Genomic DNA, 13,402 nt, shown 5'->3' with positions numbered 1-13,402 from the left:
AACCAACTAAGCTAAATTGAATGAGGCTGGCTACATAGAACGAGTAACTGAAGACGATAAGGGTATTTTAGCCAGGAAAATGCCTTTACAATTGTAGACGTGCATACTTATCAACGGAGGGCCCGAACACTCGATTACTTACTTAGCTATTAATTAACCTACTCTCATGCAGGCAACAACCGCAACTGGCAAATCGACGCCAGCTACTTTTACCGACAGTAAATACCTCGTAACCCTTGTCTTTGTCACGTCTCTTTTCATGTTTTGGGGTATTGCCATCACCATGGGCGATGTCTTAAACAAGCATTTTCAGCACGTTCTGAGCCTCACCAAGACCCAGTCTGCCTTTGTTCAGTTTGCCATTTTTGGTGCCTATTTCGTAATGGGTATCCCGGCTGGCTTGTTTATGAAGCGGTTTGGGTATAAAAATGGGGTGTTGCTGGGGCTGTCTCTATTTGCAATCGGTGCGTTTTTGTTTGTCCCCGCTGCGGCTGCTGTTTCCTTTACCTATTTTGGGATTGCCCTTTTCATACTCGGCTGTGGCCTTTCCACACTCGAAACGGTTGCTCACCCATTTGTGGCCTCCCTTGGCGATCAGCGTACCAGCGATCAACGGATCAATTTTGCGCAGGCATTCAATGCGTTAGGTGCCATTATCGGGCCAGCTATCGGGTCGTATTTTCTGCTACGAAATAACACCGAGGGCAGTACAGATCTTACTTCTGTTAAAACCTTATACATTGCTATCGGCAGTGTTATTACCACTATTGCAATTCTTTTTTCCTTCGTAAAAGTACCCGCTTTAACAGACCCACACGGAGCGACCAACCCTGAGGCAGCGAATGTGGACGTTGAACCTGGCAAAACGCTTTTTCAACATACGCACTTCGTCTGGGCGGTAATTGCGCAAACGTTTAATGTGGCCGCACAGGGAGGAACCTGGGCATTTTTCATCAATTATGGCCATGAAAAAATGGGGTTCTCCGATGCCACGGCGGGCAATTACATGGTTCTGTTTATGGGTCTGATGCTAGCCGGACGTTTTGTGGGTACTTTCCTGATGCGCTTTATTGCTCCCCATACGTTACTGGCCATCTTCGCAGCTGCTAATATTCTGATGTGCCTCATCATTACGCAGAGTTTTGGTTGGCCTTCCTTTATTGCGTTACTGATGCTCAATTTCTTTTTCAGCATCATGTTCCCAACCATTTTTAGTCTGGGCTTAAAAAACCTGGGAGCGCATACACAACAGGCAGCCTCATTTATTTCAATGGGTGTAGCGGGGGGGGCTGTATTCCCATTTTTGATGGGTATGGCAGCTGAGCATGATGTAGCGAATGCCTACTATCTGCCCATAATCTGCTACACCGTTATTTTCCTGTTCGGGGCGAAGTTTTACAAAGTGAAGTAAGAAACTATCTAAAAATTAGCTCTTTCTCAGCCTAAAAACCCCTAAATCCCCTAAAGGGGACTTTGCTTACTCTCAGATAAAGTCCCCTTTAGGGGATTTAGGGGTTTTTAGATAGCACACTAACTCCCAAAATTTTATCAACTTACAGGGTATTTCAGGCCAGTTCAAGACTATTTCTCTGTAGACTGAAACGCTAGTAGAGCACAGAAGCCAACGTATTTTGTGCTTATTTTACGGGAAAATACCTAAACGCTTGCTATTAGCAGGCCACCTATCTTTTATGCAAACTGAATTAACTCCTCTTGCAAATAGCCAGGTCGAACAGGAAACTGTTTTCGAGAGTAGATACGCCAACTCACCCGGCGAAGTAAAAGGAATGAATACCGACCAGCTCCGACAGAATTTCCTTATCGAAAAGCTGTTTGTAGCCGATCAGTTTCGCTGGGTATTGTCGTTTTTTGATCGGTACCTGACGGGGGGTGTTATGCCGGTTGCTGAACCCCTTAAACTGCAGGCACCCGACCAGCTCAAAGCCACTTATTTCCTGGAACGTCGCGAGTTAGGCATCATCAATGTTGGTGGCCCAGGCCGGGTGGTGGCAAACGGTACGTCTTACGATCTGGAATACAAAGAGGCCCTGTACATTGGACAGGGAACACAGGATGTCCAGTTCAGTTCTCACGACGATGCCAATCCGGCTAAGTTTTACCTGAACTCCACCCCAGCTCATCGTAGCTACCCAACCCGAAAAATTTCGCGGTCCGAAGCGGAGGTTGTTGAGTTAGGCAGCATGGAAACTGCCAATCATCGAGTCATCAACAAGTTATTGGTAAACAGCGTTTTGCCAACCTGTCAGTTGCAGATGGGTATGACCGAACTCAAAGCAGGCAGTGTCTGGAATACCATGCCCGCCCATACCCACGACCGGCGTATGGAGGTCTATTTTTACTTTGAAGTGCCTCAGGGACAAAGTGTGTGTCATTTTATGGGGCAACCGCAGGAAACCCGCCACATCTGGATGCAGAACGAACAGGCCGTTATTTCACCCAACTGGTCCGTTCACTCCGGAGCTGGTACATCAAACTATACCTTCATCTGGGGTATGGCCGGCGAAAACCTCGACTACGGGGATATGGACTTCTGCGCGATCACTGACTTAAAATAAAAAAGGTTTATAGTATTCGGTTTTAGGTTTACGGTTGGCTGGCGCAAGAATAAGCTTGCGCCAGCCAACCGTAAACCTAAAACCGAATACAGTGAACTTAAAACAGTAAACCCTTACCTAATGCAAACCTATTGGGGTGTTGATTTAGGCGGCACCAAAATTGAAGGCGTTGTGTTATCCGCCCCCTCACCCGACGCGGTAATTATTCGCAAACGCATTGATACCGAAGCTCATTATGGCTATGAGCATATCGTGAACCAGATTGGCAAGCTAATCCAATTGCTCAAAGCTGAAACGGGGCTCCAGCCAGAAAAAATCGGTTTTTGTACACCCGGTACACTCGATCCCGCAACCGGTACGATGAAAAACTCGAACATGACCTGCATCAACGGGAAGCCGTTCCGGGATGATCTGGCTCGTGCGCTGGGTGTGCCTGTTACGACCACCAATGATGCAAACTGCTTTGCCTTATCGGAAGCCACGATGGGGATTGTACAGGACGTTGTCCCCGATTTTCGGGCGGTCTTTGGGGTTATTTTAGGAACCGGCGTTGGTGGTGGTGTGGTTTTTCGCGGTTACGACGGAATACCCATCGTTCAGGCTGGTCGGCAGGGGATTGGTGGCGAGTGGGGCCATAATATTCTGGAAGAGAACGGCTATCCATGTTACTGCGGGAAACGCGGCTGTAACGAACAGGTTATTTCCGGCCCTGCACTTCAACGCTTTTACCTGGAACAGAGTGGCGAAAGCCGCAACCTGAAAGAAATCCTGAAACGTTATTACCAGGGCACAGACCCTTACGCAACGGCTACCGTTGAGCGGTTGCTGGAGTATTTTGGGCGAGCGGTATCTACAATCGTAAACATGCTCGACCCCGACGCCATTGTGCTTGGCGGGGGCGTTGGCAACATCGACTTGCTGTATACGGAAGGGGTGGAACGAGCTAAAAAATACGTGTTTAACGACGGACGGCTCAACACCCTGTTTCTGAAACCCAAACTTGGCGATAGCGCCGGGGTTTTTGGCGCAGCGCTGATGGGATAGAAATTTTGATGTGTTTGCAGTTTAGAACAATACTTTCTAGTCTCTTTCACCCCTAAATCCCCTGAAGGGCAGGGCTGTTAAGTTCTGGAGCTCAACGCCAAAGGCGTGTTATTATTATAGCAAAACGTAAATTCAATTTCATTCAGAACCCTGAAAGGGTGACATTATTTCACCCTTTCAGGGTTCTGAATGGATCATTTTTCCATTCTCTATAATCCTTTCATCCCTTCGGGATTAGAACTTAACAACCCTGCCCTGAAGGGGATTTAGGGGTGAAAGAGACTAGCTTATATAGGCGCATGATACCACCGCAAACTTCATTTTTTATCCATAGCAGACAGCTTTTCAAGCGCAAGGTATAACGCCTGATTGCCCGACGAACCCTTACCCATTGCCTGAATAGACGTATAGAGTTGTTTGACCAGCGCCAGACCGGGTAACGATAAGTTCATGGCGTCTGCTTCTTCCAGGGCTATGCGTAAGTCTTTCACAAAATTATCGACCGAGAATCCCGGCGAATAATCTCCTCTGACAATTTTTGGAGCAAGCACATCCAGACTCCAGCAACCCGCTGCCCCTTTGGAAATTGACTCCAGCATGGTGGTTAAGTTAAGTCCCGCTTTCAGGCCATAGATCAACCCCTCACAAACGCCAATCAGGGTACCCGCAATCGTAATTTGATTGCACATTTTGGTATGTTGACCTGAACCGGAAGGTCCCTGAAACACAATATTTTTACCGAACGTCTCAAACAGGGGAAGCACAGCGTCAGACACCGATTTATCGCCCCCGATCATAATCGATAAGGTTCCATTGATAGCGCCTACCTCGCCACCCGAAACGGGCGCATCTATAAATTGGGCACCGTGCGTACGTGCAATCTCCGCAATCTTTATGGCAAGACTTGGCTTAGTCGTTGTCATATCGATTAAAATGGTACCGGGTTTTATGCCTGTAAATAGCCCCTCTTGCCCAAAATAACACTCCTCCACATCAAGTGGTGAACCAATGATCGTGACAACTATATCGGAATTAATAGCCACCTCGGCTGGGGTGTCATACCAGGTACACCCCAGTTCGATCAATTCAGCTGCTTTGCTTTTTGTCCGATTCTGGATGTTTACGTTGTAGCCTGCCTGTAGCAGGTGTTTGACCATCGGCTTTCCCATAAGCCCAGTCCCAATCCATCCAATTACCTTGTCTTTAGTCATGTTATTTATGGCCCGCAGCTTATTATGATCAATTATGATTTTTCAATATCATATTGATCATAAAGATCCGCGTTCTATTTCTTTGAGAAATTGAATACTTTAAGTGTGATCATCAGGATAAAAAATCATGGCAGAATATCCGCCATGATTTCCAAACCAACCTATGATGCAAAAAGCAATGTACAATCAGTGCGCCTTTGCCGAAGCTTTCGATTTGCCAGCTACGGGCTGCGCTATAAATTCAATGAAATCGACACGGGCGGTTTCGCTGCCATTGGCCATGCCAACGAGTTCAATTTCATCGCCCGTATTGATTTTCACGTTGGGAATAGTCTTGCGTTTCCAGCAGTCAACATCATCCGTCAGCTTCCAGGATGCTTTCTGCTTTCCAGCAACGGATACCGCCAAACTGCCCTGCCCCCCTTTTTCATCCGCGTAGGATACCACAATATCATAAACACCCGATGGATTCGTGAAGGTCGATTTTGCCGTTCCTTTGCTGGTTGTCTGTACGCTTGGCTCAATCAGGAACTTATCAGGCGTATAACCCGTGAGTGTCATGTTTTCAACTTCCATACCCATAATGGGCGTAAATCCGGTAACACCCGCTTCGCTCAGGCCATTCCGTACAGCCCGAAGCAACGAATACGGTGAGCCGTCGTAGTGCTTGACACCGATTCCTTTGGCACCCCCATCCACCGAAATCTTGATGCTGGATTTCACAATTTCAGGTGTAGTGAGCAAGCGGGTTGGTACGCCAGGGATAATGGGAATATCATTTCCCATGAAGTATTTAGTAGTGGCTATCCTGGATTTACGATCTGATTTCTGATAGCCATTTTGCTCCGTGTGCGTTGATAAGTGAACGGAGTTGATGTTGTTTTTTAGCTCTTCCAGGGCTAATCCAGATGTGCGGTCATTGAGGTCATTCAAGCGAAAGTCAATTTTTGGATTTACCTCGTGCAGTTTATCCGTCACTAACTTATAGATCTCGGTCGTGGATGCTTTCCGGAAATTACGCCAGTTATCCAACTGCGGTTGTGCATACGGATTGTCTTTCAGAACGGGGATAGCCGCTTCCAGATCAAAGCCCATCGCCTTGGCTTTGCGTTTGCAGGATTCACAGAAACACGTACCTCCTTTTACGGGATCATCGGACCGGCTAAAGAGCAGCATACAGGTCTGAACATAATCGACATCGTAGTTTTTGGCCAGATCGCCGTAGAGGGCTACTAAGTATTCACGCACATCGGGGTGATTTGTGCAAGGCCGCTCAACGGGGTTATTGTTGATATCCCGCTGCTTAAACTCTTCATGCTGATTCAGGTATTCTACCGGAATGTACGTATGGGAAACCTCCGCACCCGCCCGCAGGCCGCGTGCGTGGGCTTTATCCAGAACCAGTTTCAGCCAGTCGGTCTCGTTGAGCCAGGTATACTTTGAAAACATGGGTTTAATCCGCCCGTACAGGCTCATGTCGGGGCGGAAATACGCTCTGGAATCTTCGGCATCCCACTCTCTACGAATCGGGTTATGATTGAACGTAAAGGTTCCAGGTAATTTATCGTTGTTGAACGGACGATGCTCCTGGTGCATAACCGCCAGCATATACACCGAATTTATCCCGGCTATGCTGGTCATATTGTCGAGTATCAGATCAATGCCTTCGTCATGTACTTCCCAGGGATAAATACTTCCGGTAACTTCAAAAGCTGGGGCGGGTACATTCGATCGCTTGACTACCTGGGCGTTCAAGGTACCTATGCAGAGCATCACAAAGAATGCCAGCATACGTTCTCTTCGAAAAATGAATCGTTTCATCACGTTTATTAAGGATAGGGTTTCAGTTTACCTATTATTTTTTACCACAGAGGCACAGAGATTCGAAGGCTCCCAATAACTCTATGTTCTCTGTGCCGTAACGACGGGCCGCTCTGTAGACAAATTTCTTTTTGTTCATATAAAATCAGCTGACCAGATTCGGCGTTTGTGGTTTTTTCTTTACCAGGACAACAATGGTCGATGCCAGCACGGCCAGTAAAATAGCCAGCCCCAGCAGGTACACATAGCCTCTCGATGCATCCAGACTCGTCGTTGTTTTTGCGGTGTTGAGCATTTCGTATACGGGAATTGTCCATTTCGCTATGTATGCCTGTGCCAGCACAATCAGACAGATCAGGAGCAGCATGAAGAAGCTATGCTTTACGGTAAAGCGGAACAGTTCGGATTCCTGACCTACCAGATTACCAGCTGCTGCGGCTACGGCAATGGATTGCGGAGAAATCATTTTACCCACAACACCACCTGATATGTTGGCCGCTACCGTCACGACCGGATCAACCCCAATGGACGTCGCCGTAGCGTACTGAAGTTTACTAAACAGGGCATTGGCCGATGTATCAGAACCCGTAATGAACACACCCAACCAGCCCAGCACCGGCGCAAAAAACGGGAACATAAATCCTGTATTAGCCAGTACGGCCGCCAGGGTTAGCGTAATACCCGAATCATTCAAAATGTAGGCAAATCCCAATACGGCGGCAATTGTCAGAATCGGGAATTTTAGCTGGTTCAACGTAGCCCCGAACACCCTGGCACCCTCGCTATAGGTCAGACCTATTAACGGGATGGCTACGAGATCGGCAATGAGTATTGCCGTACCAGCGGCCGATAAGTAATTGACTTTAAAGATCTTAGACAATACAGTACCATCTTGCCCCTGAATGGCATTGTGCAGTCCCGGAAACTCGAACTGGAACATACCAATGGAGTTGAGTACGTCCTTGATCGATTGCATACCCCAGGCAATCACCATAATGGTCAGTACAATAAACGGCGACCATGCCCGGAGCATTTGCCCGCCTGTATAGGTTATGCTGGCATCAAACGTAGGAGCTGGTTCATTGGCAAAACGCCAAACTTTTTTAGGTTTCCAGAAACGCAGAAAAACCATCAGGCAGACAATCGAGCCCAAACCCGCAATGACATCGGGAAGCGATGGTCCTAAATAATTGGACGAAAACCATTGCAGGAAGGCAAACGATATCCCCGTTACCAGCACAGCGGGCCATATTTCTCTGGCCTTTTTAAAGCCCGCTATGATCATGACCAGGTAAAAAGGCAGCATGATCGACAGGATCGGCAGGGTCCGTCCAACCATCTGCGAAATGGGCAACTCAGGAATACCGGATACCTGCGAGGCCACCGTAATGGGAATACCAATGGAGCCAAACGCAACCGGGGCCGTATTGGCGATCAGGCAGATCCCCGATGCATAAAGTGGGTTGAAGCCTAAGCCTACCAGCATGGCCGCTGTGATAGCAACGGGTGCGCCAAAACCAGCGGTCCCTTCCAGAAACGAGCCGAAGGAAAACGCAATCAGCAGTGCCTGTAACCGCCGATCGGCAGTGATGGACGCCATGAAATGCTTAATAATTTCGAACTGACCACTCTTAACGGTGAGGTTAAAGAGAAAAACGGACATGACCACCAGCCAGCAGATAGGGAACAGGCCATATAAAGCGCCATGTCCGATGGACAGAACAGCCAGCTTCACCGGCATTCCATACACCAGAATGGCAATGAATGCAGCAATCACGATGGCAATCAAACTAGCCTGATAGCCCTTCATTTTCTTGATGATCAATGCCCAGAAAATGAAGATAATAGGCACTGCCGCGACCAGAACGGACAAAGCTATATTGTTAAGTGGATCAATAACCTGTGTCCATTTCATAGGGTTGATTGCATTAATAGGTGTATTTAAAATTAGGCTCTTGAGATTTTTTTAACACAGAGCCACAGGGAACACAGAGATTTATTTTACTAAAAAATCAGACTTTTAATCTCTGTGTTCCCTGTGGCTCTGTGTTAAAAAAATCAATTTTGCATTTCCCATTTGGTATCGGTTTTCTCGCCCATATCCAGTACCAGCGTGCCCCCGTTCATCAACTCATCATGGCTAAACGAAAGCGATTTCAGCGGCTTGCCATTTAACGTGGCCGATTGGATGTACTTATTGCGACGCGATGACTTGGGGGCCAGCAGGGTGAATTTCTTGCCATTCGGCAGATCGATGGTCACCTTCGTGAATAACGGGCTGGTGATGCTGTAGCGGGGTAAACCGGGTGTGGTGGGGTAAAAACCCATGGCCGAAAAAACCACAAACGAAGACATGGAACCCCCATCCTCATCGCCCGGCACCCCGAAGATGGTATCCTGGAACCAGGTGTCGAGCAGCAGTCGGGTGTATTTCTGGGTTTTCCAGGGGGCGTTGGTGTAGTTGAAGAGGTAGGGAATGAAGAAGGTCACCTGATTGCCCATCGCAAACTGGCCGATCATCCCCGTTTGGTTTGGCCATTTCTCCCAGAACACGGGTTTACTGCGGTCAAGACCTTCCCGGAAAAGCTGGTCGAGTTTCTGCTCCATTTTATCGGCTCCACCCAGTAACTCCCTCAGCCCTTTGATATCCTGCTGCACATTCCACAAATAGCTCCAGCCATTATTTTCGTTGTAGTAATCAAATCCATTATGCCCCCCATCAAACTTAGGGTCTATGTCGATCCAGTTGCCTTTGGCGTCTTTAGGCATAAAGAACCCTATTTTCTCCTGCCAGACATTCTTATAATTCTGGGCTCGGGGTGCATACTTTTTATAGACTTCCTGGTTCCCTAACTCTTTACCCAATTCGCTCAACGCCCAGCTGTCGTAGGAATCGCCAAGGGTTATAGCCACCGCCGAGCGTTTCTGACCCGACTTCTGTGACGCAAAGGCATCCGTTTCGGCCTCGCCGGGATGGAGTGCGGGATAATAACCTTTTGTAAAATAGAATTCTTCGAGATCTCCCTTAGGGCCATTTCTGAACGGGAGCATGGTTGCCTGCTCGGCGTTTTTGAGCATGCCTTCCAGCGCCGTTTTCACATCGAAATTCCGGATACCTTTCCGGTACGCATCCAGAAACATAACTGACGATTTGAAGCCAAACATACCCGGACGATCGCCGAAGGGTCTTGGGTATTCGGGCATCCAGCCGTTTTGCTGGTACATGGTTACGTAGGATTGCAGCATGTCGGCTTCCCGTTTAGGATCGAGGATGGCTCGTAAAGGGTGAAGGGCCAGGTAGTTACCCCAGCTGTAATCGTCGTTGTAGAAAGGGCGAGTAACATCATGTACCTGTTTATCAGCGCCACTGAAGTACTTTCCGTTCTCCGAAAAGTCAATCATGCGCACATAGCAGCGATACAGGGCAGTGTAGAAAGTCCGTTTCTGGGATTCGGTCCCACCTTCTACCTTAACCTGTCCAATAACTTTCTCCCAGGCCGCTTTACCTTTTTCTTTAAGCTGATCGAATGTAACGCCGGTCAGTTCTTTCTCGAAGTTCTTCTTGGCCTGCTCGGGGCTGACAAATGAAATGGCGTAACGAAATTCCTGTACGGCCGCATCGGATTCCCCATAGCTGGCAAAAGCGCGTTCGCCGGGCATTTTTTTGGGTTTTTCAGGCACGGCACTTACGGTATATTTTCCCCAGTCTTTTTCGCCATCTTTTTTACCCGTTTGCGGCTTTCCAGTGAAAACGCCGTAGATATAAGCAGTTCCTTTCTGCTCATGGATCGCATCGACAACAAACTCCGTACCCATTAGCTGATTACCATTCTGTAACTCATACTTCCCGTTGGCGTAGTAATGCGATAGCAGGAGGTTCTTCTTCGTACCCGCCGGAAAGGTAAATCGGTAGATACCCGTTTTCTCGCCAGCCGTATATTCCGTCAGGATATTGCTATCCGTCAGTTTTACCGAGTAGTACCAGGGCTGGGTCACTTCCAGGTCATGATCGTAGGTTAATCGGCTGTACCAGGCCGTATCCGTTACGTTGCCAACGGATGGCTTTATGGCAAAAATCATCTGAGGTGTAATGATATTCTGGCACAGCATCGGAAAATCGGTGATCTGCATATCCAGATGATCCTGCCGATGGGGAAACACCCGTACCATCTGGTTAGGCAAATGAACAATAGGCCGATTCGTATTCAGCAAGGGAGCTACGTTGCCAATGGTGGGGTCAATGTAATTTATGCCCGATTGGCTTATTTTCCCCGTTTGCGCCAGACTGAGTTGACACAGACATAGGGTACTAATCAGGGCGGTTAAAGCTGTTTTACGTAGACTATGGTGTAATAGGAACATATTCCCGGGAAGGTTAAAGGTGTTTAGTTGTATATATGTACCCATGGGTACGCTAATACGTTATCTCCCATTTGGTATCGGTTTTCTCGCCCATATCCAGTACCAGCGTGCCCCCGTTCATCAACTCATCATGGCTAAACGAAAGCGATTTCAGCGGCTTGCCATTTAACGTGGCCGATTGGATGTACTTATTGCGACGCGATGACTTGGGGGCCAGCAGGGTGAACTTCTTGCCGTTGGGCAGATCGATGCTCACTTTGGTGAACAGCGGACTGGTGATGCTGTAGCGGGGGATTCCAGGCGTTGTGGGGTAAAAACCCATAGCCGAAAAAACCACAAACGAGGACATCGAGCCCCCATCCTCATCGCCCGGCACCCCGAAGATGGTATCCTGGAACCAGGTGTCGAGCAGCAGTCGGGTGTATTTCTGGGTTTTCCAGGGGGCGTTGGTGTAGTTAAACAGGTAGGGAATAAAAAAGGTCACCTGATTGCCCATCGCAAACTGCCCAATCATCCCTGTCTGGTCGGGAAATTTCTCCCAGAATACAGGTTTGCTCCGGTCGAGACCTTCCCGGAAAAGCTGGTCGAGGTTTTGTTCCAGCTTATCAGGTCCGCCCATTAGGTCGGTAAAGCCTTTAATATCCTGCTGTACATTCCAGCGGTAGCTCCAGCCGTTGTTCTCGTTGTAATAATCATTCCCGGCATGACCGCCATCAAATTTGGGATCAATTTCGATCCAGTTTCCCTGAGCGTCTTTGGGTATAAAAAAACCGGTTTTTGCATGCCAGACATTCTTGTAATTCTGGGCTCGGGGTGCATATTTTTTATACACATCCTGATTGCCCAGTTCTTTTCCAAATTCGCTCAGTGCCCAGCTATCATAGCTGTTGCCCAATGTAATAGCCACAGACGATCGTCGTTGACCAGTACCGTGGAGTTTGGCAACGGAGTCGGTTTCAACTTCACCGGGGCGGAGTGCTGGATAGTAGCCTTTAGCGTAGTAAAAATCGTCCAGCGCGCCTTTGGGGTCGTTGCGGTGCGGGAGCATGGTACGTTTGTCGGCACTTTTTACCATGCCTTCCAGCGCCGTTTTCGTATCGAAATCCCGGATACCTTTCCGGTACGCATCCAGAAAGACCACCATTGATTTGAAGCCGAACATACCCGCCCGGTCGCCAAAGAATTTAGGATATTCGGGTATCCAACCACTTTCCTGATACATCCGTACATACGTTTGGAGCATATCGGCTTCCGCTTTAGGATCAAGGATTGAGCGTAGCGGGTGGAGCGCCAGGTAGTTGCCCCAGGTATAATCGTCGGTATAAAATGGCCGGGCGTCCTGATGAACCTTTTTATCATACCCACTGAAATACTTCCCCTCTTCCGACATATTCACCATGCGGGCGTAGCAGCGGTAGAGTGCGGTATAAAAACTGCGTTTCTGGGCGTCGGTCCCGCCCTCAACGTTCACCTGACCAATGGTTTTTGCCCAGGCCGCTTTGCCTTTCTCTTTTAGTTGATCGAACGTAATGTTGGTGAGTTCTTTCTCGAAATTTTTCTTTGCCTGCTCGGGACTGATAAATGAAATGGCGTAGCGGAATTCCTGCACGGGCGCATCGGATTCTCCATAACTGAAGTATGCCCGTTCCCCATCTACCTTTTTATGCTTTTGGGGAGGGCCCAAAACCGTGTACCGTCCCCAGTCTTTTTCACCCTGTTTCTTACCACTTTCCGGCTTGCCAGACACCTTTCCATACAAATAGGCAATGCCCTTTTGCTGATGATTCGCATCGTCTACGAACTCTACACCGGTTAGGGTGTTGCCATCGGTTAGTTCATACTTTCCTTTTGCGTAATAGTGTGAAAGAAGCAGGTTTTTCTTGGCACCTGCCGGAAACGTAAATCGGTAGATTCCTGTTTTTTCGCCCGCCGTATATTCCGTCAGGACATCATCATCCGTTAGTTTTACCGAGTAGTACCAGGGTTGGGTAACCTCCAGATCATGGTCGTACGTCAGACGTCTATACCAACCTGTATCGGCCAGGGCACCAGCATAGGGCTTAATTGCAAAAATGACCTGGGGCGTAATGATATTCAGCGACGACATCGGGAAGTCGGTGATCTGCATATCCAGGTGATCCTGCCGCTTAGGAAACATGCGTACCATCTGGTTGGGCAACTGAACGATCGGCCGATTGGTATTGTAGAAAGGTGCCACATTCCCAATAGTTGGGTCGATGTAGTTCAGCCCAACCGCTAGCGTAGGGTTCTTTTTTTGCTGAGCAAATCCAACCTGTATTCCTGTTAGAGAAAGGAGGATTGACAGGGCGGCAAATATGGCGTTGTTTTTTAGGATCATCTTGTAGGTTCTATTTTAGCCTCCCGTTC

Annotated in this window: 8 protein-coding genes; 3 read left to right on the top strand and 5 right to left on the bottom strand. The window is 48.3% G+C overall.

Annotated features, from left to right (window positions below):
• Positions 1 to 166 precede the first annotated feature (166 nt).
• The 3 genes from fucP (at position 167) to EXU85_RS10515 (ending at position 3,620) form a co-directional block, all read left to right on the top strand.
• The gene (fucP, locus tag EXU85_RS10525; RefSeq protein WP_142772044.1) at positions 167 to 1,411 is read left to right on the top strand and encodes an L-fucose:H+ symporter permease; all 1,245 of its coding nucleotides are present in this window, start codon (positions 167 to 169) and stop codon (positions 1,409 to 1,411) included.
• A gap of 280 nt (positions 1,412 to 1,691) precedes the next feature.
• The gene (kduI, locus tag EXU85_RS10520) at positions 1,692 to 2,576 is read left to right on the top strand and encodes a 5-dehydro-4-deoxy-D-glucuronate isomerase (RefSeq protein WP_142772043.1); all 885 of its coding nucleotides are present in this window, start codon (positions 1,692 to 1,694) and stop codon (positions 2,574 to 2,576) included.
• Positions 2,577 to 2,696: 120 nt separating this feature from the next.
• Complete coding sequence (locus EXU85_RS10515) at positions 2,697 to 3,620, top strand: ROK family protein (RefSeq protein WP_142772042.1); 924 nt, start codon at positions 2,697 to 2,699, stop codon at positions 3,618 to 3,620.
• Between the two features lie 317 nt (positions 3,621 to 3,937).
• Here EXU85_RS10515 and EXU85_RS10510 read toward each other — a convergent pair whose 3' ends face one another.
• The 5 genes from EXU85_RS10510 to EXU85_RS10490 all read right to left on the bottom strand — a co-directional run bounded on the left by EXU85_RS10510 (position 3,938) and on the right by EXU85_RS10490 (position 13,373).
• Positions 3,938 to 4,831 carry an NAD(P)-dependent oxidoreductase gene (locus tag EXU85_RS10510; protein WP_142772041.1) on the bottom strand — a complete coding sequence of 298 codons (894 nt, stop codon included), beginning with the start codon at positions 4,829 to 4,831 and terminating at the stop codon, positions 3,938 to 3,940.
• 186 nt (positions 4,832 to 5,017) lie between these two features.
• Complete coding sequence (locus tag EXU85_RS10505) at positions 5,018 to 6,652, bottom strand: hypothetical protein (RefSeq protein ID WP_142772040.1); 1,635 nt, start codon at positions 6,650 to 6,652, stop codon at positions 5,018 to 5,020.
• Positions 6,653 to 6,797: 145 nt separating this feature from the next.
• Positions 6,798 to 8,567 carry an L-lactate permease gene (locus EXU85_RS10500; RefSeq protein WP_142772039.1) on the bottom strand — a complete coding sequence of 590 codons (1,770 nt, stop codon included), beginning with the start codon at positions 8,565 to 8,567 and terminating at the stop codon, positions 6,798 to 6,800.
• A 143-nt stretch (positions 8,568 to 8,710) separates the two neighbouring features.
• A complete protein-coding gene (locus EXU85_RS10495) occupies positions 8,711 to 11,014 on the bottom strand; it encodes a GH92 family glycosyl hydrolase (protein ID WP_142772038.1) in 2,304 nt (767 codons plus the stop codon).
• A gap of 52 nt (positions 11,015 to 11,066) precedes the next feature.
• The gene (locus EXU85_RS10490; RefSeq protein ID WP_142772037.1) at positions 11,067 to 13,373 is read right to left on the bottom strand and encodes a GH92 family glycosyl hydrolase; all 2,307 of its coding nucleotides are present in this window, start codon (positions 13,371 to 13,373) and stop codon (positions 11,067 to 11,069) included.
• Between the last annotated feature and the right edge of the window lie 29 nt (positions 13,374 to 13,402).

It is taken from the genome of Spirosoma sp. KCTC 42546 (genome assembly GCF_006965485.1).
Taxonomy (GTDB): Bacteria; Bacteroidota; Bacteroidia; order Cytophagales; family Spirosomataceae; genus Spirosoma.
Note: the sequence above shows the minus strand (reverse complement) of the source record. Positions and strands in the feature narration are given on the sequence as shown.